This is a genomic window from Acinetobacter populi (assembly GCF_002174125.1).
In the GTDB taxonomy this organism is placed as follows: domain Bacteria; phylum Pseudomonadota; class Gammaproteobacteria; order Pseudomonadales; family Moraxellaceae; genus Acinetobacter; species Acinetobacter populi.
Genome location: NZ_NEXX01000001.1, coordinates 422692 through 448723, shown reverse-complemented (window position 1 = coordinate 448723; position 26032 = coordinate 422692). Strand labels below are relative to the sequence as shown.

21 protein-coding genes are annotated in these 26032 nt (G+C 40.1%); 8 read left to right on the top strand and 13 right to left on the bottom strand.

The window, feature by feature from the left end:
• Position 1 precedes the first annotated feature (1 nt).
• From rpe to CAP51_RS01945, 6 genes are all read left to right on the top strand, one after another.
• A complete protein-coding gene (rpe, locus tag CAP51_RS01970; protein ID WP_087619050.1) occupies positions 2–688 on the top strand; it encodes a ribulose-phosphate 3-epimerase in 687 nt (228 codons plus the stop codon).
• A gap of 99 nt (positions 689–787) precedes the next feature.
• Positions 788–1357 carry a dCTP deaminase gene (gene dcd, locus CAP51_RS01965; protein ID WP_087619048.1) on the top strand — a complete coding sequence of 190 codons (570 nt, stop codon included), beginning with the start codon at positions 788–790 and terminating at the stop codon, positions 1355–1357.
• A 299-nt stretch (positions 1358–1656) separates the two neighbouring features.
• Positions 1657–3708, top strand: a complete 2052-nt coding sequence (locus tag CAP51_RS01960) for a hypothetical protein (RefSeq protein ID WP_245809054.1) — start codon at positions 1657–1659, stop codon at positions 3706–3708.
• A gap of 15 nt (positions 3709–3723) precedes the next feature.
• Positions 3724–4449 (top strand): DUF6160 family protein, encoded by a 726-nt coding sequence (locus CAP51_RS01955; protein WP_245809053.1) that lies wholly within the window; start codon positions 3724–3726, stop codon positions 4447–4449.
• Between the two features lie 21 nt (positions 4450–4470).
• Positions 4471–6900, top strand: a complete 2430-nt coding sequence (locus tag CAP51_RS01950; RefSeq protein WP_087619046.1) for a DUF6160 family protein — start codon at positions 4471–4473, stop codon at positions 6898–6900.
• Between the two features lie 26 nt (positions 6901–6926).
• Positions 6927–8489 (top strand): hypothetical protein, encoded by a 1563-nt coding sequence (locus tag CAP51_RS01945; protein WP_087619045.1) that lies wholly within the window; start codon positions 6927–6929, stop codon positions 8487–8489.
• A gap of 177 nt (positions 8490–8666) precedes the next feature.
• Here the strand turns inward: CAP51_RS01945 and CAP51_RS01940 are convergent, their stop codons facing one another.
• The 8 genes from CAP51_RS01940 to hflX all read right to left on the bottom strand — a co-directional run bounded on the left by CAP51_RS01940 (position 8667) and on the right by hflX (position 19108).
• Positions 8667–10382: a proline--tRNA ligase gene (locus CAP51_RS01940; protein ID WP_087619044.1), complete on the bottom strand. Its 1716-nt coding sequence runs from the start codon at positions 10380–10382 to the stop codon at positions 8667–8669.
• 228 nt (positions 10383–10610) lie between these two features.
• On the bottom strand, positions 10611–13715 hold the full coding sequence (locus tag CAP51_RS01935) for an efflux RND transporter permease subunit (protein WP_087619043.1): 3105 nt from the start codon (positions 13713–13715) through the stop codon (positions 10611–10613).
• A 45-nt stretch (positions 13716–13760) separates the two neighbouring features.
• Positions 13761–14873 (bottom strand): efflux RND transporter periplasmic adaptor subunit, encoded by a 1113-nt coding sequence (locus tag CAP51_RS01930; RefSeq protein ID WP_245809052.1) that lies wholly within the window; start codon positions 14871–14873, stop codon positions 13761–13763.
• Positions 14874–14920: 47 nt separating this feature from the next.
• The gene (locus CAP51_RS01925; RefSeq protein WP_140404391.1) at positions 14921–15502 is read right to left on the bottom strand and encodes a hypothetical protein; all 582 of its coding nucleotides are present in this window, start codon (positions 15500–15502) and stop codon (positions 14921–14923) included.
• Positions 15503–15866: 364 nt separating this feature from the next.
• Positions 15867–16325: a DUF2147 domain-containing protein gene (locus CAP51_RS01920; protein WP_087619040.1), complete on the bottom strand. Its 459-nt coding sequence runs from the start codon at positions 16323–16325 to the stop codon at positions 15867–15869.
• A gap of 297 nt (positions 16326–16622) precedes the next feature.
• Entirely contained in the window at positions 16623–17315 is a 693-nt protein-coding gene (locus CAP51_RS01915; protein WP_245809051.1) for an LrgB family protein, read from the bottom strand.
• A gap of 36 nt (positions 17316–17351) precedes the next feature.
• Positions 17352–17717, bottom strand: a complete 366-nt coding sequence (locus tag CAP51_RS01910) for a hypothetical protein (RefSeq protein ID WP_087619039.1) — start codon at positions 17715–17717, stop codon at positions 17352–17354.
• A 53-nt stretch (positions 17718–17770) separates the two neighbouring features.
• Positions 17771–19108 carry a ribosome rescue GTPase HflX gene (gene hflX, locus CAP51_RS01905; RefSeq protein WP_087619858.1) on the bottom strand — a complete coding sequence of 446 codons (1338 nt, stop codon included), beginning with the start codon at positions 19106–19108 and terminating at the stop codon, positions 17771–17773.
• Between the two features lie 198 nt (positions 19109–19306).
• Here hflX and CAP51_RS01900 point away from each other — a divergent pair, with 198 nt between their 5' ends.
• A complete protein-coding gene (locus CAP51_RS01900; RefSeq protein ID WP_087619038.1) occupies positions 19307–20122 on the top strand; it encodes a lysophospholipid acyltransferase family protein in 816 nt (271 codons plus the stop codon).
• A gap of 55 nt (positions 20123–20177) precedes the next feature.
• On the opposite strand, the gene CAP51_RS01895 is transcribed toward CAP51_RS01900, so the two are convergent.
• A complete protein-coding gene (locus CAP51_RS01895) occupies positions 20178–21707 on the bottom strand; it encodes a phospholipase D family protein (protein ID WP_087619037.1) in 1530 nt (509 codons plus the stop codon).
• 341 nt (positions 21708–22048) lie between these two features.
• Here CAP51_RS01895 and CAP51_RS01890 point away from each other — a divergent pair, with 341 nt between their 5' ends.
• Entirely contained in the window at positions 22049–23047 is a 999-nt protein-coding gene (locus tag CAP51_RS01890; RefSeq protein ID WP_087619036.1) for a metallophosphoesterase, read from the top strand.
• A 128-nt stretch (positions 23048–23175) separates the two neighbouring features.
• Here the strand turns inward: CAP51_RS01890 and CAP51_RS01885 are convergent, their stop codons facing one another.
• From CAP51_RS01885 to CAP51_RS01870, 4 genes are all read right to left on the bottom strand, one after another.
• Entirely contained in the window at positions 23176–23526 is a 351-nt protein-coding gene (locus CAP51_RS01885) for a hypothetical protein (RefSeq protein WP_087619035.1), read from the bottom strand.
• A 304-nt stretch (positions 23527–23830) separates the two neighbouring features.
• Positions 23831–24556, bottom strand: coding sequence for an amino acid ABC transporter ATP-binding protein (locus tag CAP51_RS01880; protein WP_171294736.1), 726 nt, complete (start codon positions 24554–24556; stop codon positions 23831–23833).
• Positions 24557–24570: 14 nt separating this feature from the next.
• Positions 24571–25254, bottom strand: a complete 684-nt coding sequence (locus CAP51_RS01875) for an ABC transporter permease subunit (protein WP_087619033.1) — start codon at positions 25252–25254, stop codon at positions 24571–24573.
• Positions 25254–26000 (bottom strand): amino acid ABC transporter permease, encoded by a 747-nt coding sequence (locus tag CAP51_RS01870; RefSeq protein WP_087619032.1) that lies wholly within the window; start codon positions 25998–26000, stop codon positions 25254–25256. Before CAP51_RS01870 ends, CAP51_RS01875 begins: the two co-directional genes overlap by 1 nt.
• Between the last annotated feature and the right edge of the window lie 32 nt (positions 26001–26032).

The window sequence follows — 26032 nt, the reverse complement described above, 5'->3', positions numbered from 1 at the left end:
CATGTCCAAGCCTTATTTAATCGCACCTTCCATTTTATCTGCCGATTTTGCCCGTTTGGGTGCAGATGTTGAAAAAGTACTGGAAGCCGGTGCAGATGTTGTCCATTTTGATGTGATGGACAATCATTATGTCCCTAATCTGACATTTGGTGCACATATTTGTAAGGCACTTAAAAATTACGGTATTACCGCTCCCATCGATGTTCATCTGATGATATCACCTGTAGATCGTATGATTGGTGATTTTCTTGAGGCCGGTGCAGACATTATTACCTTCCACCCGGAAGCATCAGCACATATTGATCGTTCCTTACAATTGATCAAATCTGGTGGGGCAAAAGCTGGACTAGTTTTTAATCCGGCAACGCCATTACACTATCTGGATTATGTGCTGGATAAAGTTGACCAGATTTTATTGATGAGCGTCAATCCGGGCTTTGGCGGACAAAAATTTATCCCGACAACGCTGGACAAATTGCGTCAGGCACGTCGAATTATTGATGCAAGTGGTCGGGATATTTATCTGGAAGTTGATGGTGGTGTGGGGCCTGGCAATATTCGCGAAATTGCAGAAGCGGGTGCAGATATGTTTGTGGCTGGCTCAGCGATTTTTGGCAAACCTGATTATAAAACCGTGATTGACCAAATGCGCAGTGAGCTTGCCAAAGTGGGTAGTCAAAGCACTTAATATACTGGAGAAAGATCAATCATTATCTGGATATTTTATTTTTCATTGATATTCAGGTAGTATTTTTCCCAATTAAAAATTGATAGATACAGGATTAATATGACAATTAAATCAGATCGCTGGATTCGTGAAATGAGCGAAAAGCATGGCATGATTGAACCTTATGCAGCCAATCAGATTCGTTATGATGAACGAGGCGATAAACTCATTTCTTATGGTGTATCAAGCTATGGTTATGATGTCCGTTGTGCCCGTGAATTTAAAGTCTTTACCAACGTCCATTCTGCAATTGTCGATCCGAAGCATTTTGATGAAAAAAGCTTTATTGATATCGAAGCAGATGTTTGCATTATTCCACCTAATTCCTTCGCACTAGCCAGAACAGTAGAATATTTTCGTATTCCGCGTAATGTACTCACGGTCTGTTTGGGTAAATCCACCTACGCGCGTTGCGGTATTATTGTGAATGTGACGCCGCTTGAACCGGAATGGGAAGGACATGTCACGCTGGAATTTTCCAATACCACCAATTTACCGGCACGGATTTATGCAGGAGAAGGCGTGGCACAAATGCTCTTTTTTGAAAGTGATGAAGTCTGCGAAACATCTTATAAGGATCGTGGCGGGAAATATCAGGGACAAACTGGTGTAACCTTGCCAAAGGCATAGTCTGTTTTTTAAAATAGAATGTTGAAAAAGATAACCCGACAAACGGTTATCTTTTTTTATCTCTATGAAAAATAATTAGAAAATTTAAATATCTATTAAACAAAACTGTATTTTTAACAAAACATTTGTGGCATATTGCTTTTGATCATCGCATAATGCAAATTAAGTGTAAATCTGGGATAGAGTTCTCAGTTATTTAAGTGAAGTGATGTAATACAACAATAACCATCACACAGGATGTACAACAGATGTGTAAGCATCTAGATAGGACGAGTAAGCTTATGATGGGCTATTTATCTATGTCATTAAAATTATCTACTTTAAGTGTAGCATTACTTACTGCTACGTCTGTCACTTTTGCCTTAGAAAAACTGGATGATGCCACACTTGCCGATGCAACAGGTGAAGGGATTGCGATTTTGCCTGAGGACTTTTCCCTGCGTTTTAATGGCTCAAATGATAGTGGTGCTGGGACATTAGGGGCAGGTTATATCCACTTAATTCCTGTTGGCCCTTTAAGTGCAACACAGGAAAGTAAGAATTTCCAGAAATCTGATATTTACCTCTATGGTTTATCTCTAGCACAATCTAAAAAAGGATATGGACAAGGTCGAACTGCAAGTGACTGGGGTGTGCCATATGGTGCATTAGGTACTGGTGCAAATGATTTTGGTCAAAAAATTGGTTCATGGGGTACAGAAAGCAATCCATGGATTTTTAAAACAATTACAAACACTGTGCCAAACTTTATTGGTGAATCGAAAAGTGTGTCAGCAATGATTTTGGAGGCACCACTTAAACAGGTTGACTATACTGATGATGGCACTGGCGTTGAAAACTTAAAGCTTGGTCTATGGACTGATGCATTTATGCGCGATAAAAATGTTGTTGAAAATGGTTATGATGGTCTATCGAATCGTTTACGTTTAGGTATTGTCTGGGACGGCTTTGGTGTGAGTGGTTCGAATCTTAAGTTATTTCGTACCACTGGTGGTGTAACAAGTGCGATGGGTGGAACTTATACAGCCAATCTAAAAATTAATGATGTGATAACACCTAAAACTTTTAATTATGGTTTAAGTACCTCTTATAACGAAACGCTCGGTCTGGCTGGTATATTTCGCTTAAATAGTGGTAAAACCAATGGTGCGGATGCAAAAGCTACAGTGACCATGGGCCCAGTAACAAGAAATATTTATCAACTTGATTATGTTGGGCGGGATGCTGCGGGCAATCCTCTCTATACACAGGGGGTAAATGTTACTGCAAATCCAAATACCTCCTCAGGGTTGGTCCAAACCTATACACCACTTACCAATGCAAATGTACCGGGTAGTTATCCAAATGGTGGAATGTGTACCTCACCAGCTGCGAATACGTATCAATCATCAGCTGAAAATAATGGTGCCTGCTTTTATCGGGAAGGTTTTACTGCCCGTCGATTTGTTGCTTCAGCAACTAATAGCTGGACTATGCCAGCAGCAAAAAGTGTTTTAAGAATCAGTACTCAGGAATTATTATCCGCTGTAACGGCACTAGATAAGACACCAGCGCTGGGGGAAACAGCAGTTCCAAATTTTAATGCAAATAGTAGCTCGGCTGAAGGTTTATTTTTCTATAATCCAAATATTAATTTAGTCATTGGTAGTCTATATCAACCATTGGTATTTAATACGGATGGCTCAAATTTCTCTATTGAATTGGCACGTATTCCAAACAATGTGAATGTGTATAGCAAGATTTACCAGCGCTATTCGGATATTGATCCAGTTGCAACGGTGGATCCTACAGTGAACTATCTGGGTACGACCTGTAATATTCATAAATGCGGCGGTACAGTGACCATTGATGGTAAGACTTATCAGGATTCACAAGCTACCCATAGTAGTATTTCGATTGGTTCAACTAATTACGATGCAAGCACCAATCGTTTAACCGCTTATAATGGTATTGAATCTTTTGGGGTTTCTATTGGTGCGCTGGTTTCTGGAACAAATCTAACAGGGGGGGATCTAGTACAGGATTATACGCAGGTATGGAATAGTAGTAGAACTGCAACAAGAAGTGGGAATATTATCTTTGGATATACTTATGCATGGAATGCTTATGGTGCATGGACGGCTGTTGCACCCAAAGCGCCAACATCAACGAATTCTAATCCTTATGAAACAACCTACCGACAAAATACCAATAATCAGATTCTTGGTATTCAAACTACGATGCCCACAAATATCAATACTACTTTAAATAATATGAATCCGGTTGGTGCTACAGTCAATAATAACTTTGGTTCTGCGGTGATTGATGGGTTGTTAATCCAGCATTTTAAAATGACAACAACAGGTTTATAAGATGAGGCTATGGATATGATGAAATCTTATAAATTTTTACTTTTATCGGCATTCATGTTCTCTACGGTTAGTTTTGCTCAGGGAATGCAAGTATTGGACGATCATAGTTTACAGCAAATAGATGGTCAGGCTGGTGTTGATTTAAAACTTGAATTGCGATTAAACCATACCAATGACTATAAATTTGATACGACTGTGTGTACCAGTACGCAATTGGAATACTGTCATTTAGCCATTGCATTTAGTAATCGATATGACGATGGTTCACTTGATACCTATGATGCTGCGGGTATACGTCAACCTTCTACAACTGGCAAGAAACAGTGGATTGTGCTTAAAGGTTTGGAAGGAACAATTTTGATGGATAAACTGGCGCTTGATGGTGCAGATGTGACTTTTAAAAATAAGAGTAATGTCAGTACAGTTCGGGCAGCAATAAAGTTGGGGTTTGATGAAAATTTTCCAATAAAAATAAGAAATTTTGGTTTCCAGTCTTTGGCTATTGAAACTGATACAGGCGCAAATGAATCTGGTCCTGGTTATTTAAAGGCTGATAAATATTGTTCCACTGGGACAGTTGCTGGAGGAAATTGTTCGCTTGTAGGAAATACCTTTGATGGATTTAATCCTGAAACTAACGTGGGACGTGAGCGCGGTTTTTTAGGCCTAAAAATGGATGGGAATCTTGTATTGACGGGTTCCATGAAGTTTTTTTCCTGCTTAGACCATGCCCGATGCTAGCAACTAAAAAAGGATAAAATTATGTCAGGGAAGCCATATTACAAAAATCTGAAGCTGAATGTTTTGACGGTCAGCATATTATTGCTTAGTCATCAGACATTTGCCATGCAGGTATTGCAGGATCATGATCTTAGGCAGATTGATGGGCAGGATGGTGTGGAGTTGGTTACGCAATATTCAAAAATTGATATTGATCAGCTCTATTGGGAGGACAAAGCTGGCACGGTAAATAATTCGGAACAGTCGTTGCGTGCAGTCGCAAATGACGTAAAAATTCGCAAGAATATGGCATATGATGCTGGAAATGGTGTGGGTAACTATAATCTGGGCACTCAATATCAAATTAATATGGGGTCAGATGGCAATACAGCAGGAATCGACTTTCAGCTAAGTTCTAATCCATCCACCATATCTATTGGCAGTTTTCAGATTTGTGCACAAACACCTAGTGTGACGTGTAATGATAGTATTGGTAATCTAGCAATCCAGACTGGTACGCCTTTATTATTTGGATTTACAACCCGTGATGGCTTATTTAATAAAGATAAGCAAGTAGAACTCCATTTGGGTTTACAGAATATCAATCTTTATATGGGATTAAAGCCATCAAACGACACATCTTCAAATGTATATAATCAACTGCTGCTTAGAAATTTGAACTTTAATTTTAAAGCCAAAGGTGTTTGGTATATTGATGACAATAAAGGATTAATTCTACAGACAAATGTTGGTGATGTAAGGGCTAATAAAACTACGACTATTCCAAATAATACCGTATATGGTTATGCCGATTTAACTCGTGTGTCGGATGCAGATTTAGATGGTGCTGTTTATGGGACTTATAATGGTCAAAGTGCAGGTCTAAATCTAGAGTTTATGACAAAATCGAATGTACTTATTTCACCTACAGATCCTGAATATACACTGGCAGGAAGTAAGGGACTAATTCGAGTAGGTGCGAATGGACGTATTGTCAACGCATCTTTGCAAGTACGGGGTGTGAATGCAAATGGTATTGCTGCACCTGTAGATGACAATGGTACTAATACACATACCTTAAATAATGTATTGGGTTATGCAACACAAGGTAGCGCGACTGCATCCGGTGCAGATGGTACAGTCATCGGTTCAAGTGGTATTGGTTTACGCCTACAGGCAGAGTTTACGGCCAGTGGTGATAGTATGCTGACGGGGGGAGGACAAGCGACCACCCTAGAGATTGGTGGCGCAGGAAAAAATACCTTTGGTTTTGAGTTTGGAGAATTACAACCATTGGTGTCAGGTTCGAGTGATCGTGCCTATTTTGATAGTGGTAATGTTTATATTAATCTGGCGAATACAGGTACTTTATTGATGCCGGAGAATTCGGTATTACGACAAGCAAGATTTGGTGGAATTTCCAATGATACTTTAACGAAGTCCGAAGATTATACATTAAAAATTAGTGATTTATCAGTTAATCCTTTCAGTGTTGTATTGGCAATCCGTGGTATGGATTTTCAGGCAATATCTAAACGAGGTAGATTCACCTCAAGTAGTGGTGTAGATCCGACTAATGCAATTGCACCAACAGCGGGAATTGATAATAAATGGGGACTCGGGTTACCTTTTTATAATTTGAACAGTAATATCGCTTTATATACCACCAATTATTCTGGAAATATTTTTACGCTTAATAATGATACTAATCAGATTGCAACGGTTGCAGTAACGAATTCGCAACGGATTGGATTTGCGATGGCGTTGAGTGTTGAAGGTAAAAATGCTGATGGTAGTAAAACCACGTCTATTTTGGTGATTGATGGTGGTAATAACCCAAATAATGATAATAAACCGACAGATTATTATCTAGGTCTACGTAATATTGATATGCTTTTGAGTGGGCATGGCAGTCTTGGGTTTGAAAATGGCAACTTGAATGTCAGTTTAAAAGACTTATTAATGGTTATGGTCGCTGAACTTGCAGGTGGATATTTACCAGGTGCTAAATATAAAACTGGCAATAATTATTCACCTATAGATAATTTTAATTTAAAACAGGATGTACTCTTGACCTTAAAATTAAAATTAAAAGGGGATATGAATTTTGCTCTGGTACCGAATAATGAAATTTCTACAAAAAATGGTAATCGATTATCGGTCATTGGTGATTATAAATTGACAGAAGGTGCGATACAAATCGGTGATCCAATTGATGATTCCATGATAGGTCTGGATAATCTGTCCGGTTTAATCCGGTTTAATAATGCAATTGTGGTTAATAAAGATAATGTCGGATTTAATTATAGCTTTGACTTTAATCCAAATAAAAATGCAGAAGATGTATTTAGGGTAAAAGATATAAACTTCTATCCACCGGGTAATACCCTTGCTGGACAACGCTTGGGTGAAGTTGCTTTAACGGGTGGACGTTTAATTGGTAATGTGACATTAACACCACGGAACAATTAGGGATAGCAAGGAGAGGAGCATTAAAAATGTTAAGGTTGTCTAAAAAATATTTAGTTTTAAGTATGATTTGTTCCGCTGTGAGCATTCCTGTCTATGCTGTTTCTAATATGGTTGCATTAGATGATGGTGAGTTATCCAATGAGACAGGTCAGGCGTTATTAACCATGGCATTTACCAATCCATCTGGAAATGGGACAGGTAATGGTTATCTGGATTATGGTTATTATAAGCTGGGTCTAGAAGCGAAGATGGAATTGAATGCCAATATCAAAACTTTACAACTTGGTTGTGGTGGTATAAATGGAGCAGGTGGATGTGATATTGATATGTCAAATGTCTCATTAAGTGGTCCGGCAGATGGCAAAGTAACAAGCAGTGTCGTATCAGATAATGGGACACCAACTTGGTCAACATCTCGTGCCAATACTAGTGCTGTTTTGACGAATCCTTTTATTGAGTTTGCAATTAAAAATCCAGATAATGCGGCAACACGTGAAATTGTTGGTTTTCGTTTAAGTGCGGAAGAAATTTTGGGTTATCTCTCTGCGGGTACAGCCAATGTGGCTAATCCTACCGATGGTATTAAATCTTTTAGTGGTTACTTAAAGGTTGCACAAACGCCCGTTTCCGCATCTACGCAACAGGCCATGTTTGGAACAACCTCTGATCAACTGATTTATGCCAAAATTACAGCCTTAGGTAATAACCGTACAGTGACCACAAATGTGAATGGTATGACACAAGGTAGTGGGAGCTATACTACGCCACCGTCCTCTGCATATAATAATAGTTGGGGGATAAATGTACCAAGCCAAAGCGTAAATTTTAACTTTCCTCAAACTGCAGTAACTGGAAACCGGATGTCTCAATTAAATCTGGTAGTACGTGATGTACCGATTCCGACAATTGCTATTGGTGCAGATAGTGGTGCGTTATTAATGCGAATGGATGAAGGGATTCTGGGACTTGCAAATAACCCGGTATTTTATATGGGTGCTAGTGGAACAACTGCGGCTGGATGTGCTGCGACAATTAATACCAGTAATTGTTCATATATTACAAACTTGAAAGCTAATGTGACAGTAAAACAGAACTTTAATTTAATTCATAACTTACCGATTACTTCAGGGGGTTATTTGTCTTTACAATCGGTTGCGCTGAGATGGCCGGGAAGTGCTAGCGCCTATACCTATAATTTGACAGATGGCTCGATTGTGAATGTGGCGGATAACTATACCACTACCTCTAGTAATCTTATTTTGAATAGTGGTGATATTGCACAACCAGGTTGGTGGATGTCTTTTGCCGACCCTCTGGATTTTGGTGCATTAAATCCAACGACAGGTATACCGATGCAGGATGTATTACCACAAATTGCCACATTTATTACCGACTATTTATCGGAAAATAATATTTCTCTAGGCTTTTTTGAAGCAGTGGGTGCAGGTCTAGGTGCACCTATTTATAAAGGTATTGGCAATATTCAACTGGCTGATGATGCTCGAGCTGTGATGGTACTAGAAAATTTATTATTAGATGGTAATCAAAAACCAGTATCCAACTGTTGGGGTAATTTAAAATTCTGTTAATTTGTGGTTTTCCAGAGCAGTCGTAAGGCTGCTTTTTTTATTTATAGATAATATGGCTGGGAAATATCAGATAATAAGCAAGGCGGACTATTTTAAGACGACATAATTCATTCGTCTAAAATATTACCCCCAGATATTAATATCTGGGGATAAATAAAGATTCAATATCAAAAGTCTTTAAGCTTTAAGTTTTTCAAATAACTCGTCTTTGCTTAAATTCACCGATTCTGCATCACGACGGCCTTTATATTCAAAGGTACCTGCTGCAAGCCCTTTATCACCAATCACAATACGATGTGGAATACCAGTTAACTCAAGATCAGAGAACTTGACGCCGGGACGTTCATTACGGTCGTCGAGAAGCACATCAAAACCTTTGGCACTGAGTTCTGCATACAACTCTTCTGCGGCTTGTAGCGTAGCAGGGGATTTATGCGCATTCATAGGCACAATGGCAATTTCAAACGGTGCGATAGTTTGTGGAAAAATAATGCCTTTCTCATCGTAGTTTTGTTCAATTGCCGCAGCAACGACACGGGTGACCCCAATACCATAACAGCCCATGGTGACAGTTAATGGTTTGCCATCTTCTCCCAATACTGTACAACCTAATGCTTCAGAATATTTTTGACCGAGCTGGAAGATATGTCCGACTTCAATCCCGCGTTTGATTTGCAGGGTGCCTTTGCCATCAGGTGAAGGATCGCCTTCTACCACATTGCGCAGGTCATAGACTTCGGTGAATTGCGCATCACGTTCCCAGTTTACGCCAGTGGCATGCTGGTCTTTGTTATTTGCACCGGCAATAAAATCTGATAAAACCGAAGCTGCACGATCAATGATAACAGGAATATTTTTTTCTACCAAACCTTGTGGGCCGATAAAACCAGCAGTCAGGTCAAGTGCCTGAAGCTGTTCATCCGTTGCAAAGGTTAACGGTGCCGCAACCAGTGGATGGTGTTCTGCTTTAATTTCATTGAGTTCATGATCACTGCGCAGGAACAAGGCAATCACGGGTGTATTACCTGGTTCATCGGCAATACCTTGTACCAATAGTGCCTTGACTGACTGTTTAGGATCTGCATTCAGGAATTGACATACATCTGCAATGGTTTTTTGATCAGGTGTATCTACAATTGTAAGTGCCTGAGTTGGCGCAGCACGTTCACCGACGAAAAGTGCCTCAGCTTTTTCAATATTTGCGGCATAATCGGATTCGGTTGAGAACACAACATCGTCTTCACCACTGGCAGCAAGTACCTGAAATTCATGTGAACCTGAACCACCAATTGATCCTGTATCGGCTTGTACCGGACGGAAATCCAGACCAAGACGATTGAAGATGTTGCAATAGGTTTGATACATCACATCATAGGTTTCTTGTAAGGAAGCCTGATCGATATGAAAAGAATAGGCATCTTTCATCACAAATTCACGGGAACGCATGACGCCAAAACGTGGTCGTACTTCATCACGGAATTTAGTCTGAATTTGATAAAAATTCATGGGTAATTGTTTATAGCTTTTTAGCTCATTACGGGCAAGATCGGTAATGACTTCCTCATGGGTTGGACCGAGCACAAATGGATTGCCATGACGATCTTTAAAGCGTAGCAGTTCTGGGCCATATTGTTCAAAACGACCAGATTCTTCCCATAGGCTTGCCGGCTGTGTCACAGGCATCAAGACTTCAAGTGCCCCGGAACGGTTCATTTCCTCACGGATAATCGCTTCAACTTTGTTGAGTACACGTACCCCCATGGGTAACCATGTATATAAACCTGACGCAAGTTTACGGATCATGCCGGCTCTTAACATGAGTTGATGCGAAATGACTTCGGCATCATTTGGTGTTTCTCTTAAAGTTGCAAATAAAAAGCGACTCGCGCGCATGGATCATGTTCCTGATAGCTAGAGTGAAAGTGAGCATTATACGTCAAAAAATATCCTTACAATAAAATGTTAAGACTAAAATTGTTGACCTTTGATGTTTATAGAAGGAAGTAGTGCAATTAAAATCAAATCGTTTGAAATCTATTGCGATTAAACTATACATGGATATTCATATCATGTGATTTAGCCATACTCTGTCGAACAGATGCTTTAAAAGCCAAAGTTCAATTAAGATGATATTTTCTTGATCAATTTTAAGCTAAAGTTCTTTAAATCATCCAGATAGGTAAACACTACAGGAACCACAATCAAGGTCAAGAGGGTAGAGGTTGTTACACCACCAATGACAGCATGTGCCATTGGCGCACTTTGTTCTCCACCTTCACCTAGACCCAAGGCAAGCGGAATCATACCCATCACCATGGCGCTGGTGGTCATGAGGATCGGACGTAACCGGGTTTTACCTGCTTGTAGAATCGCATCTTGGCGTTGCTCACCACGTTCCATGGCTTTTTTGATAAAGTCGATGAGTAGAATGGCATTTTTAGTGACCAGTCCCATCAGCATGATAATCCCGATAATTGAGAATAAATTCATGGTACTGTTGAATAAAAACAGTGCCAGAAATACCCCGATCAGTGAAAGTGGGAGTGATGCCATGATGGCTGCCGGATGAATAAAGCTATTAAACTGCGAACCTAATACCATGTAGATAAAGATGATGGATAAACTCACCGCAGTAAGTGCGTAACTCGCAGATTCAGCCATATCCGCATTTGCACCTTGAGTGGAAAAGCTATAGCCCGGTGGTAGCTGGAAATTATTTTGTAGTCTTTCAATATCCTGACCGATATCCCCGGAAGGACGTCCGGCAGTATTGGCTTGTACCAAAATTTCCCGAGTTAGATCACGTCTGTTAATCTGTGATGCACCCATGATTTCCTGCATACTGGCCACCGCAGATAACGGAATAAATGGACTTTGACCTGTTGCATCGACATTGCTGGAACGAATAAATAATTTATCCAGATCACTAGGTGAGGTTCGTTCACTATCTTTTAAACGCAAGTTGACATCATAATTTTCACCACCCGGATCTTCCCATGTGGTGACATTATCGCCTGCAATCAGTGGTCGCAGTGTGGTGGCAATTTCGTTGACGGACAATCCTAAATCATTTGCCAGTTTACGATGGATCTCCAGTGTCAGCGTTGGTTTAGGTTCGCCGAGTGAGCTTTCTAGATCGACCAGACCCTCAATTTTTTGCATTTCCAGCATAAAGCGATCGGAGATTTTTTGTAATTCATTTAGGTCCGGACCTTTGATTGAAATCATGATGGGTTTTTGCCCACCTGAAACCGTTTCATCCGCAGATGCAATAGAGGTTACGCTAATACCTGCCACATTACTTAAACGATCACGAAAAGTATTACTGATTTCGGTCAGTGTTTCGCTGCGTTCTTGCCTTGGTGTTAAGCGAACCAGAATATTGGCTTTATTTTTCCCTCGATCAGTCACCGGATTGACTACACCATAGGTGGCGGTGACGTGCGGATATTGTCGCAGAATCGATTCGACTTGTTTTAGTTTTGCATCGGTATAGATGAGTGATGCATCAACGGGTGTTTCAAATTTAACAGTAATTTCACCCTTGTCCGGCGTAGGGACAAATTCAGTCCCGATCATTTTGGATAATGCCAATGCACCGAATAACGAAGCCACAGCAATTGCCAGCGTTAAAAACCGAAAATGTAGTGCCCACGTTAGAACTTTTGCATAGACATGACTTAACTGATCAAGTTTGTGTGAGGTCCAGTTAAAAAAGCGTTGCAGAATATTTTTCTTCTTAGGATTTTTATGCTTTTCAGCCCAATGTGCCGACAACATAGGATCAAGGGTAAAACTGACAAACATGGAAATCAGAACTGCTGCACTGACTGTAACCCCAAACTGATAGAAAAATCGACCAATAATGCCGCCCATAAAAGCGACTGGCAAGAATACAGCCACAATGGTTAAAGTGGTTGCCAGTACTGCCAGTCCGATTTCTTTGGTGCCATCTAGTGCTGCGGAGACATGGTCTTTGCCCATTTCGGCATGTCGCACGATATTTTCCCGTACCACAATCGCATCATCAATCAGCAAACCAATACTCAATGATAAAGCCAGCAAGGTCATCATATTGATACTAAAACCCAGTGCCCAGATAATGGTTAGTGTCCCTAGTAGGGCAATGGGCAAGGTCAGACCAGTAATTACGGTTGAACGAATGGACCCTAGAAACAGCATGACAATAAATACTGCCAGAATACCGCCTTCGATAATGGTTCTGGCGACATCTTTGATCGATGCGCGAATTCCCCGTGAGGTATCAGATACCACGGTTAGGGTTGTTCCTTCGGGGAGTTGGGTTTTAATGGTATCCAGACGTTTATAGAGTGCATCGACAACATTAATTACATTGGCATCGGAATTACGTAAAATATCAACCGAAAGTGCAGCATTACCATTTAAAAATGCACTGGTTTCTTGTTCTGCCTGACTGTCTTGTATGGTGGCAATCTGATCAAGTGTAATCGCAACCCCATTACGATTGGCAACCACCAGTGTATTGAAATCGGCAGGTTGTTTAAACTTGGCCTGAATTTCAACCACCAATTCGCGGTTTGCATTGCTTAAAGTACCACTTGGAATCTGAGTATTTTCGCTTTGTAATGCTTGTATGACCTGATTGATACCAATTCCGTAACTTTGCATACGCATTGGATCGATTTCAATTCGAATCTGGCGTTTTATATCGCCCATCATATCAACACGACCTACGCCAGCGACTGTGCGGAGTTGTGGTAATAGATATTGATCCACATAATCGCTCAGATCACGGATGTCCATGTTGTTGGATTCAAATACCACCGACATGATTGGGCTGGCAGAAGGGTCGTAACGTTCAATCACAGGATCATCGATTTCATCGCGGAATTGTGCAGTGATCGGCGCAATTTTATCTCGCATGTCCTGTGCCGCAACCGACGAATTCACATCAAGATTAAATTCGGTAACAATGGTGGACAAGCCTTCACTTGATGTAGAAATGATTTGTTTAACACCAGATAAGGTATTAATTTGCTCTTCAAGTTTTTTGGTAATTTCGCTTTCAACCACTTCCGGCGATGCACCAGCATAGGTAGTATGAACCACAACAAATGGAAAATCGACATCCGGAAATTCTTCAACATTCATGCGTTGCCATGATGCAAAGCCAAGCACGAGAAAGCACAGCATCATCATGATCGTGAACACAGGATATTTAATACTTATTCGTGTAAACCACATGATGTTAATCCTTATTTAAATGGCAGCATTTGATGCTGGCAGATATTATTTTTCTATATGAACTGATCGGTCTTGCTGTTGCGGTGTAAATTTAACCAGACTGATCTGATCATCTGCATGCAGACCTTTTACCAATGCTAGTTCCTGTTGCTGATCAAGCTGTAACACATCAATATTCACGCGCTGGATTTTATTGTCCCGTACCACCCAAACAAATGGGTTTTTCTGTACATCCTGTACACTGGCAAGCGGGATTAATTGTCCCTCAATATTGCCTTGCTGAATAATCTCACCTTCGACAAAGGCACCAATACTAAGTTGCTTGAGACTGGTTTGAGGTCGGGCAAAAAACTCGATGTTGCGACTGACAGTATCGGCAACCGGAGAAATCCGGCTAATCTGTGCAGGAAACAGGGTGGGATTGCCCTGAATACGGAAATTAATTTTTTGTCCAACAGCAATTTTGCCTTGATCACTGGCAGCAAGATTGGCTTTGATTTCAAGCTGGCTAGGATCAACTATATCAAATAACGTTTGTCCCATCGCAATGGTTTGCCCGACATTGACCTGACGACTGGTGACATAGCCTGAAATTGGACTACGGATCACAGCATCCTGTGCTGCTTTGGCTGCGATATCGACATTGGCCTGTTGTGCTTTGACATTTTCTAGTTGTGCCTTATATTCGACCTGGCTTTGTTCCCACTCCAGTTTTGCAATAAAGCCCTGATCAAACAAGCGTTTTTTTCGATCCATTAATGAGCGGTCTAGGGTTGCCTGCGCCTCGGCAGCGGCGAGATTGGCCTTCGCCTGCGCCAGTCGTGCAGCATTATCCTGATTATTTAGTTGAACCAACAGTTGACCTTTGTTGACCATTTGCCCGACATCGGCAGAAACCTGCAACACGGTGGCAGAAACCTGTGACTGAATACTGGTATGATTGACTGCTTGTATGCTGCCGGTAAAGGTGGTTTTTTGTTGTAGGTAACCTTGTTTGACTGCTACCAGATCTGCCGCAATAATATCAATTGGAGTTGTACTTGAGGTTTTTTCACTTTGCTGTTGTTGTGATGATTTATCACAACCTAATAATCCCATACAGAACAGATGAAGGCCAATGAACATGAGTAGAGAATTTATTTTAATCTTTGGACGCATAAAATCGTTCATAATGAATTAAATCAAGAATAGCCTCACTATAAAAACTATTCCATTCTTTGTAAACGGCTAATAATGTAATCAAATTGCTGTTCTTGCTTCACATAAGTGCTTTTTAACTGTTCAATGGTATTACGGGTATTTTTAATATGCAGCGCATTATTATCTAAAGTTTTTTGTAGCTGTGCCGGAACAGGCTTTTTATCCAGTATGTAATTTGAGCGTTGTTTAAGGTAGTTACCGCGATCTGTTTGTAATTGACGCATCTGTTGATATTGTTGATCAATCTGTTTTTGTAATACGGCAAGGGCTTCTTTCTTTTTTTGAGTTGCATAAGCAACATTGCGATAGGAGCGTTTTAAGACCTGATCTTTTCTGGCTTCTTCCGATTGTTTTGCCCGGGTACGTTCCTGTTTAAGATCTGCTTCAACGCTATAGGCAGGTACTTTATAAATCACCGCCATATTCCGATCCAGCGCTTCATAACCGCGGCGAATATGGGTTGGGGAAACATTTTTACTGACTGTCGCCACACCATTGTTATCATAATAACGGTAATACATGGTTTTGGGCTGTTGCAGTGTTTCTGCAAAGATAGACGTTGAGCATAAGGAGCTAAAAATAAACAAAAATAGCGCCACTGTCTTTACAATGACCAATTGCAACTGATTTGGCAGGGGAGATTTGTTTTTTTTCAGTATCATAAAATTATTTCTAAGAGATGTTGTGATCCTTATGGAGATTGTAAGCGTTTTTTTATCAAGTCAATAGTGGTGCAGCTAAAATAATCAAATTTCATCGTGCTTTAGGATAATCTTAGACGGGATCATTTGATGATTTCATATTTTCCGATTTATCTATGATGGATTATATCTAAAATTATATTAAATTTTAGAAAAAAATTAGGACCAATTAATTCGCCCTAATTTTTAATTTTATTTTGGTCTATAAACTTTAAAATTAAATCATTATAAATGACGTAAAGTAGATCATTTAGTCTTGACGGATCCAAGTCTGACTACGGCCGACCACTTCAACGCCAACATAACCGCGCATCGTAATTCGTGTGCCAGTACTATTCAGTTTAATTTTACTTTTATAGACTTTACCATTTAATGGATCAAGAATGGTTCCGCCTTCATATTCCAGATCATTTTTTGCAGATTTTTTCATGTTATTTAAAATTTGTAAGCCCAGTATCGGTTTATTTTTTAATGTACCTGTACATTGATCACAAACAATTTTTGGGGTGTAGCCGGGACGTGGAATCACCTCAATGATTTTTCCTGTATAGACACCACTGGCATCTTTAGTAATTTCGATAATGCCTTTACTAAAACCAGTTTTATCATCAATGCTGCGCCATTTACCAGTAATATCTTCAGCCGCAAAGAGATGTCCTGACATCATCAATAAACTGCCGAGTAGCAATATATTTTTGAATAACTTCATTGTACTCTTCCTTTAGTAATAAAAAGTCTCATTTATAATGTTAACTGTTAAACAGTTCTGAGTAAATAAAATAGTAGCGTTCATATTATTCTCTTTTTAATATTTAAATACAATATCGCTATTAGTATGATCTATAAAGTATAAATTTATATAATTCCTATTTATTATTTTGTGTGATGAGATTTTTAATAAAATATATTAGTGTGATGTATTTTATATTTTTAATGGACTATTTTTAATTTTTCTTTATGACTATGGCTAAAAATGATCATTTCTTATCATTTTTAGCCATAACATTTACCCTTTAAACAATTGAAAAACCAGTGGCACCCAGATTGATGTCAGTACAGCATTTACAGCCATACCAAAAGCTGCATATCGTCCGGCAACAAAACCACGCTGCCATGCCTGTACTGTGCCAATCGCATGAGCAGCCAAGCCTAATGCCAGTCCAGACGCACGTTCATCATTGATATTTCTTAAAATCAATGATGAAAAGGCCGCCCCAATCACACCGGATAAGATCACAATTAAAGTGACGAGGGCTAAAGGTGCATGTAATAGTGTTGCAATGTTGAGTGCAACAGGTGTGGTGACTGCACGGGTTGCAAAGGCTAGGATTGTTGGTTCTGAGAGATGTAATAAATAGGCCAGCCCCATTGGTAGTACAACAGCACTGATACTGGCAAAGACCAGAATCGCAATCATGGGTTTAAGGGGTAAATCATCGAGACGCATTGCAGCCAGTGGAATGGCCAGTGCAACTGTGACATAGCCTAATAGCCGACTAAATAATGGTTCTACATGACCCATATAATCATTGTAATTCCATGAGCATAACCACAATAGAATAATTAACCAAATCATGGCTGAAACAATAAGCGGTACTTTAGGAATATATTTATAGGTCAATTTGCCCATAAAATAAGCCACTAAAGTGATTAGAAAACCAATCAGAACCATGAGGCTATCAGGTACGTGATCAAACATGGTGATATATCCCTATTTTATTGATTCCAGATGTATTTATAGCCAACGTTTGGCAAGTTTTGCATAGACCCAAAGCGGGACCAAGGTGCTAAACACCATGACAAACAGGAATAGGGGAATTTCTTTCCCCATCACAATCAGCATTAAGATTGAACCGCCTGCAACGGGTAAGAATGCCAATGCGCTTTCCCGCATTAGATATGCGTTGGCATCAATCATGCGTAATGGAATGACTCCAAATCTGCGGACCAGAATAAGACCGATCAGTAATAGTCCTAGACCGATTAAATTCCCGAGTTCGGGATGACCAAACAAAGACATTAACCAGACTGAAAATTCACGTACCACGACAATAAGTAGAATGGTCAGCAATAATGCAGACCAGTCAAATTTAGTCTTCATAAAAATAACCCCAATGTCTGGTTTTAAATCCTGACATCTGTGCTGTATTAACTTTAAGACATTAAAGTTTGTTCAAAGGCTTCTAGCTCAGGTTTAAATTGTGCTGCCTGTTCACCTAAAATGCTGTCCAGATCAAAATGATTTTGACCAATGAGCTGCAACAGTTTTTCTGCTGCGATACGCACGGTCAAATGCAGGTTTCCCTGATCATCATAATGTTCGGATTGAATCACCTGTAGGTGATGGAGTTGACTATGCAATTTGCCATGTTGTGGCGCTAAGCATAGGTTGAATTGCTGCAATTGCCCGAGTAGGGCTTCCTGTACAGCCTGACGTAATAAATCCAGTCCCTGGCCTGTATGTGCTGAAACATAAACACGATCTGGCACATGCGGTTTGGCATAGACAATTTTTGCTTCATCGCCAGATAAATCAATCTTATTATAAATGCGTAAAATTGCAATATCTGCGCCGATTTCTTTAAGTACGGTTTCTACCGCTTCAATTTGCTCAAGCATATCTGGACTGCTGGCATCAATCACATGGAGTAGTAAGGTCGCTTCCAGTGTTTCTTCCAGTGTTGCCCGGAACGAATCAACCAATGAGTGGCGTAGGTCTTTGATGAATCCCACGGTATCGGCCAGAATTACCGGTCCCAAGCCGGCCCATTCTACACGGCGTAAGGTCGGATCAAGGGTGGCAAACAATTGATCGGCTGCATAGACATCACTTTGTGCCAATGTATTAAACAACGTGGATTTGCCAGCATTGGTATAACCAACCAGTGAAACCGTAGGAATGGCAGCTTTTTGCCTTGCAGCACGACCTTGTAGACGTGTCTGGCGGACTTTTTGTAATTTGTCCTTCAGCTGTGTGATCCGTACCCGAATGAGACGGCGGTCTGTTTCCAGTTGTGATTCCCCGGGACCTCGTAAACCAATTCCACCTTTTTGTTGCTCCATATTGCCCCAACCACGCACCAATCGACTGGCCAGATGCTGTAACTGGGCCAGTTCAACCTGTAATTTACCTTCATGGGTACGTGCTCTTTGTGCAAAGATATCCAGAATTAATCCTGTACGATCAATCACCCGACATTTCAGGATTCTTTCCAGATTACGTTCTTGAGCAGGGGATAGAGCATGATCAAAAATGACCAGTTGAATATCATGTTCTTGAACCAGTGTTGCAATTTCTTCTGCTTTGCCTGAACCAATAAAACTTTTGGGATCCGGGCGTTGTCGTTGGGTGGTGATGTGGTCAAAGATCGTTGCACCTGCCGATTGTGCCAGTAAGGCAAATTCTTCGGCATCCAGATCATTGAGAATGTGTACATTGACACTGACCAGTAAAGCCAGTTCTGCATTTTGTTGTGGTTCAAAAGATTGCACGTAGTGATATTCTCCATCCATTGAAGGACCATTGTAGGAAAATTTTAACTAAACTGCATTTTTTTATTGTTAAGTGTGCTTCTCACAGAAGTAAGGAATAAGGAAATAAAATGATAAAACTGGAATATTCGGAACTTTAATAAAATGAAAAAATAGATTATGTTTAACGACTAAGCTAAAGTAAGAGCGAACAACAACATGACGGTTCAGTCTGTACCCATGACAGAAAAACATATTCCACATCGAAATGTGTTATCAAAATTCTTTCTTTATAGTAAAAAAACGGCACATGTTTTAACCGTAGTGAGTGAAGGTTTTTATCTGATTTTTCGGCATCAATTATATAAGCAACCCAATAATCCGGAAAATACTCGTTATGTGCAGTACTTTTGCCGTCGTTTGGGTGAAGTTTTTAATGTAAAAGTTCAGGTACATGGACATATTCCACGGCATACTGCGCTTTGGGTCAGTAATCATATTTCCTGGTTGGATGTGGCGGTCTTGGGTACGGGTGCACGGGTATTTTTTCTGGCAAAAGCAGAGGTTCAATCCTGGCCAATTCTGGGTAAACTCGCTGCTTGGGGCGGTACTTTATTTATCCGTCGTGGTTCGGGCGATTCAGCCAAAATTCGTGAACAAATTGCGTCATTTCTAAAACAGGGTATTCCAGTTCTATTTTTCCCCGAAGCCACAACCAGCGATGGTCACTCGATTAAAAAAGTACATGGTAAATTATTGGGGGCGGCAATTGAAGCCAACAAACCAGTACAGATTTGCCTGATTTGCTATATCAATGCACAAGGGGAACTAGATCATGTGGTACCATTTATCGATGATCAGACCTTTATCGAAAACATTGCCCATGTGTTACAGATGGAGCAAGTGACGGCACATCTGGTTGCTTTACCTTCAATTGATACAACAGGTCATACGCTGGAAAGTCTAAGTGCAGAAGTACAACAGCAAATGACCGAAGGTTTGGAGAAACTTCATCAAGCGGTATTATCAGTTTAGAATCTGGCGTAACTTTCAGTTCGTATAAAGTCGTTCATTGATCAGGCTTTCATTGTTACATTTGTTTTTCAATGGGCAGCAATGAGAGTAATTTTAAACCGATATTTTGCCACCATTTTAACTGTGGTTCTTTATGGTAAATTTTGATTTGATCATCAATCTGTTTTTTCCAGATCAGTTTACCTTTTTCATCAAGTTGTACCTGATAGGCATATTTTAATAAATCATCATTCATGTTTTCATGAATGGCTTTGGCAAGATTAGGACTATCCAAAACCACGCCAATTTCAGTATTAAGATAAACCGATCGTTGATCAAAATTAAACGAACCAATAAAAACCTGTTGATTATCCAGCGTCATAAATTTTGCATGCAGGCTGCTGCGGCTCAAGCCGGTACGATTAAATTTATGGTTGCCAAATAGCAGACTACGGTCACTGCGGGTAAGTGCCATCGGTAAGACTGGTAAAAACTCAAAAAGCTGTATGCCGTCTTGTAAAAGTCTTTTCCGGTGTTTGGCATAAAAAGCATGTACGACAGGGACATCGTTGGCTTTAAATGAATTGGTTAATACCCGAATATCGACCCCCTGTGTGGACAATTGTTGTAATAAGTCAAGATTGTCTTTATTGGGCACAAAGTAGGCAGAAACCAGATCAACATGCTGTTCGGGGTGGTTTAAGATATTGGCAAGCTGGAAATTTAAATGCTGTTCCTGTGGCGTATCTTTATTGATTTTATCAGCAGAATCCTTGACTACAATGGCACTGACCCATTCCAGATTTAAATTCTGATTAAACCAGTTATCAAATGAAAGTGATGATGACAAAATATTCAGGTCATCTTGTACATTGCTTTTAAACCAGTTTGCTTCGAGCTGTTTACGCAAGCTTTGATAACTCAATCGATGCTGATAGCTTTTTGCAACTTGGGTAATCGGGTAGGCGTATTCATGATTCCAGTATTCATCGAATGAATCACTGATTTCCCCGACAGATTGCCCGACCAAGACCACATCCATATCGGAAAACTGGAAATTTTCACCAATATTATAATATTGGTTACTCATATTACGCCCGCCGATCAATGCCACTTCATGGTCACTGATAAAGGTCTTGTTGTGCATACGGCGGGTAATCCGGTTAAAGTCCAGCATAATGTCCAGCGCACGAAGACGACGGAATTTATAAGGATTAAAGACCCGAATCTGAATATTGGGATGTTGTGACATGGCAAGATAGGCGCCTTCCAGCCCTTTGGAATTATTATCATCAATTAACAGGCGAACTTTTACACCGCGGTCGGCAGCACGTAAAATTGCTTCCAGCGCTAATGCCCCAACTTTGTCGTTATCCCAAATATAATATTGCAGATCAAGAGTTTTTTCTGTTTTTTCAATAAGTTGTAATCTAGTGGTGAGTGCTTCATTGGGATCGTAAAGCACATGAAATCCGGTTAAATCGGGATGTTGTTGTTTTAATGGTTCAAATAGGGTCGATAGATAAGTATGTGAGGTATCAAATTGTGCAGTATATGTTGCTGTTACAGGTTGTCGCTGTGGTAATGTTGAACATGCCTGTAACATGAACAAGCAGCATAATATAAAAAAACGACACAGTAACTTTAAATGCATACGTTATGATAACCTTATCCGATGACGTATTTTGTAACTGCTCCCTTGATACGGGATGCAAATGTCCCAAAATTATAAAGATACATGAAAGAAATAGATATAGTGTGATATAGGGCAATTGTATAGGGTTAGCGAATCGGGCATAGATGGCCTAGAATGTTGACCAACTAACAATGGATGAACGAATAGCCATCGTTTGGGTTTTAGCGTGAGCCTGATATGATGGATGAATGTTGAATGTGCACTTCTATTGAATGATAAAACCCACGTTTATTTGGATGGTAATACTATAGATGCAAATCACCCATTTGTTGTCCTGGTCGCTTATTTTGATATTTGTTTGGGCAATGTTGCAAGCATGGCGTAGTGCCAAACGCACCGAAACCACCCAGCCATTGAAGGCATTTATTTTATTGGTGGTTTTTTATTGTAGTTATTTACTGTTTCCTTGGGTTTTGCTAACAGGATGGCAATGGTATCTTGCCGAAATCAATACTGTTCAGGCGATTTCTTATCTGGTGATAGCAATATTTTTGATTTATGCCAGATTTATCGAACCGCATCATGTGGTGGTTAAACATACCGATCTTAGCATTGATGCAAATCAGCCGTTACAGCAACCTTTAAAAATTGCTTTAATTGCCGATTTACATATCGGTCTATATTCGGGACATGAGCGACAACTGAAAAAAATTGTACAAAAAATCAATCAACAGCAAACTGACTTTGTCGTGGTTTCCGGAGATTGGACCTATGAGCCGGAAAATAAATTGGCACAGGAATTGGCGATTTTAAAGCAGATTAGTTGTCCGGTGTATTCCGTAAATGGTAATCATGATGAGCAATATCCCGGACCACCGATTCAGGCTTTACTTGCCCATGCGCTGGCAGTAAATAATGTCATCGACATCGAAAATAAAATTGTGGAATTTGATGAAGTGCGTTTATACGGGGTAGGTGATTTATGGGCAGGCAAAGCGCATATGGAAAATTTACCAGAATTACCGCAGGACAAACTATGGTTACTCTTGTCACATAATCCCGATACGGTGGATATGGTACCGAATTTACCGACCAAACCTTTGATGTTGTCCGGTCATACTCATGGCGGACAAATTGAGTTGCCGTGGCTAACCAGTTATGTGATGAAGAAAGTTTCTATGCTAGGACATAAACGTGGCTATTATCGACATGAAACAGCCAATGTATTTGTCACCGTCGGAACAGGCATGGTGGGTGCACCTTTTCGTTTTCGGGTACCGCCTACTGTCGATATTCTACATTTGCATTAGAACTTGTTGATCGAAAGTTGATTGCTTGTTAGATTTAACTTAAAAATAAAGAATGTGTATTGCAATGCTCTAGTTTCAATAAAGCATAAAAAAGCAGCCTTGATTTGGCTGCTTTTCTTTATATAGGTTTAGCGCTGTGCTTTAAAGCGAACTTCACATTTACCGTTAATGGTTTGTCCATTTACTTTAACACTTGTCGCCTGATTCAGTTTTTTACCTTTACATGCCTGTTCAAGTGGAGAATTTTGACCGCGTTCGCCACGTGGAAGTTGAGCATTACCTGTAGCAGCAAAGCCTAACTGGCATGTACCTTTAACAGTACGATCACCCATTTTGGTGCTGATGCTATCGCCGATTTTTTTACCATTACATAATTTATTCATTGCACTGCGGTCAAAACCACCACCTGCTGGCGGGTTGGCATGGGTCAATGCAGCGAATGAACTAAATAGGCAGATTAAAAGCAATTGTTTTTTCATAATAAGGCCTGATATGGGTCATATATTTTGTTGGTGAGTATAATCTATTACATAAAATTGAATAAACTTATATTTAGAATTGGAGTGTTTTGTAAAAATCATGAAGGAATCATGAATGAGTGCTGAACCAAAAAATATATCACCTATGAATGATGTCATGATCATCATTTTAAAAATTTAAAATGAATTCTAGCTAGACTCAAAAATCATCATGAATCTGTATTTTGATTGCTACCACGTATTTGGATAAGAAAAAGGCTGTAAACTTTTACGATTACAGCCTTTTGATAAATAATTTATTGAATTAATGTAATATTTTATTTAGGAATTGCTGTGCTCGGTCACTACGGGTGGTATTAAAGAATTCATCTTTAGTACAGTCTTCAACGATTTTACCCTGATCCATAAAAATAATACGATTTGCCACCTGTTTGGCAAATCCCATTTCATGGGTTACACACATCATGGTCATGCCTTCTTTGGCCAGCTCAACCATAACATCTAATACTTCATTGATCATTTCCGGATCGAGTGCAGACGTTGGTTCATCAAATAACATGGCAATCGGATCCATGCTTAAGGCACGGGCGATGGCAACACGTTGCTGTTGTCCGCCAGAAAGCTGAGCAGGGAACTTATTGGCTTGTGCACTTAGACCGACACGATCCAGATAAGCCAATCCTTTTTGCTTGGCTTCACTTTCTTTGCGGCCAAGAACTTTCACCTGCGCGATGGTTAAGTTTTCGGTGATACTTAAGTGTGGAAACAATTCAAAATGCTGGAACACCATGCCGACCCGACTACGCAACTTGGTCAGATCGGTCATTGGATCGGCAATAGAAATCCCATCAACGACAATATCGCCTTTTTGAAAGGGTTCCAGACCATTGACCGTTTTGATTAAGGTAGACTTTCCGGAACCCGAAGGACCACATACCACCACAACTTCACCTTGTGTGATTTTTGTGGTGCAATCGGTAAGAACCTGAAATTGTCCATACCATTTATTAACGTCTTGGATGTCAATCATCACTTTGCTATTGCTCATACTTTTAACCTTTTCTGTAATTTTTTAACTGCATAGGTAGCGAGGAGACTGATACTAAAGTACACCAGACCTGCGAACAGAATATATTGTGTGAGTAAAGACATGAGATCGCCACGTACATAGTTGGTACGGAAGAAATCTAGCAAACCAATGGCATATACCATGGTTGAGTCCTGAAATAAAATAATGGTTTGCTGTAATAGCAGAGGCGTCATTTTGCGAAATGCTTGCGGTAGGATAATCAGTCGCATGGATTGACCATAACTCATACCCAGTGCATAGGCAGCAAATGTCTGACCTTTGGGAATCGACTGAATCCCTGCCCGGACAATCTCGGCAAAGTAGGCTGCTTCAAACAGCATAAATGCCACAGTACTTGAAACCAGTGCCGTGTCAATGGTCAGATACTTGCCTGTAATCCCGGTATAAATAAACGGTACAGCAAAGTAAAACCACATCAATACCAGAAGAAGTGGAATTGAACGAAATAAATTGACATAGGATTTGGCAATAACATTGAAAACCTTAATGGATGATAAACGCATCAATGCCAGTATGGTACCAATGAATACACCACCAATTGCAGCAGTGACAACGACTTTAAGCGTAATGGTGAAACCGTGCCAAAGTGCTGGTGCCGAAATTTGTAAGTCTGATAAAAAAGAGGTAAGCCATTCCATCATTTACCTCCTCCAGTGGTTAAGCCTGGGACATGCAAGCGTTTTTCCAGATAACCCATCATTAAAATCAAAAAGACATTGATGGCAATAAAAATCAGGGTGACATACGTATAAATTTCGATGGTATTTTGCGTGTATTCACTAATGGTTTTCATCTGTGAAATAATCTCTGCGACACCGACCAGTGATGCGACCGATGTGTTTTTGACGCAGTTGGTCAACTCTGAACTCAAAGGTGGCAAAATTGTACGGAATGCTTGCGGTAAAATCACATAGCGGTAGAGCTGGGATGTCGAAAAACCCAAGGCAAAGCCAGCATTTTTTTGTCCAAGTGGTAAGGCTTCGATCCCGGTACGAACCTGTTCACAGACCCGTGCCGCAGTAAATAAACCTAGACCTACACTGGCAGAAATCAATGCAGTCGTACTATTGCTTAAATCATTCATCCACCACGATTTAATTGGGCCGGGTAGAAAGTTCGGAATTACATAGAACCAGATAAATAATTGAATAAGCAGGGGAATATTACGAAAAATAGTGACATAAGTGGTTGCAATATTGCGCGCAGTTGCACTCGGCAGGGTTCTCATGATGCCGAGAATACTGCCGAGTATCAGTGCGATTGACCATGCTATAACAGCAATAAGCAATAACCAGCCTATCCCTGTTAATATCCAGTCAAAATAGGTGGTGTTATTCACACCTGTAGACTGTGATAAAACACCCCAATTCCAGTTATAGTTCATAGAATCTCCAGTTAGGTGTTAATAAATTAAAA

Bases quoted from the DNA above. Each gene is read 5' to 3' on its own strand.
- CAP51_RS01930 (WP_245809052.1), bottom strand. From the start codon at position 14,873: ATGCGTCCAAAGATTAAAATAAATTCTCTACTCATGTTCATTGGCCTT.
- CAP51_RS01870 (WP_087619032.1), bottom strand. From the start codon at position 26,000: ATGAACTATAACTGGAATTGGGGTGTTTTATCACAGTCTACAGGTGTG.
- CAP51_RS01940 (WP_087619044.1), bottom strand. From the start codon at position 10,382: ATGCGCGCGAGTCGCTTTTTATTTGCAACTTTAAGAGAAACACCAAAT.
- CAP51_RS01880 (WP_171294736.1), bottom strand. From the start codon at position 24,556: ATGATTGACATCCAAGACGTTAATAAATGGTATGGACAATTTCAGGTT.
- CAP51_RS01950 (WP_087619046.1), top strand. From the start codon at position 4,471: ATGTCAGGGAAGCCATATTACAAAAATCTGAAGCTGAATGTTTTGACG.
- CAP51_RS01895 (WP_087619037.1), bottom strand. From the start codon at position 21,707: ATGTTACAGGCATGTTCAACATTACCACAGCGACAACCTGTAACAGCA.
- CAP51_RS01890 (WP_087619036.1), top strand. From the start codon at position 22,049: ATGCAAATCACCCATTTGTTGTCCTGGTCGCTTATTTTGATATTTGTT.
- CAP51_RS01955 (WP_245809053.1), top strand. From the start codon at position 3,724: ATGATGAAATCTTATAAATTTTTACTTTTATCGGCATTCATGTTCTCT.
- CAP51_RS01945 (WP_087619045.1), top strand. From the start codon at position 6,927: ATGTTAAGGTTGTCTAAAAAATATTTAGTTTTAAGTATGATTTGTTCC.
- CAP51_RS01875 (WP_087619033.1), bottom strand. From the start codon at position 25,254: ATGGAATGGCTTACCTCTTTTTTATCAGACTTACAAATTTCGGCACCA.
- dcd (WP_087619048.1), top strand. From the start codon at position 788: ATGACAATTAAATCAGATCGCTGGATTCGTGAAATGAGCGAAAAGCAT.
- CAP51_RS01900 (WP_087619038.1), top strand. From the start codon at position 19,307: ATGACGGTTCAGTCTGTACCCATGACAGAAAAACATATTCCACATCGA.
- CAP51_RS01885 (WP_087619035.1), bottom strand. From the start codon at position 23,526: ATGAAAAAACAATTGCTTTTAATCTGCCTATTTAGTTCATTCGCTGCA.
- rpe (WP_087619050.1), top strand. From the start codon at position 2: ATGTCCAAGCCTTATTTAATCGCACCTTCCATTTTATCTGCCGATTTT.
- CAP51_RS01920 (WP_087619040.1), bottom strand. From the start codon at position 16,325: ATGAAGTTATTCAAAAATATATTGCTACTCGGCAGTTTATTGATGATG.
- CAP51_RS01935 (WP_087619043.1), bottom strand. From the start codon at position 13,715: ATGTGGTTTACACGAATAAGTATTAAATATCCTGTGTTCACGATCATG.
- CAP51_RS01910 (WP_087619039.1), bottom strand. From the start codon at position 17,717: ATGAAGACTAAATTTGACTGGTCTGCATTATTGCTGACCATTCTACTT.
- CAP51_RS01960 (WP_245809054.1), top strand. From the start codon at position 1,657: ATGTCATTAAAATTATCTACTTTAAGTGTAGCATTACTTACTGCTACG.
- CAP51_RS01915 (WP_245809051.1), bottom strand. From the start codon at position 17,315: ATGTTTGATCACGTACCTGATAGCCTCATGGTTCTGATTGGTTTTCTA.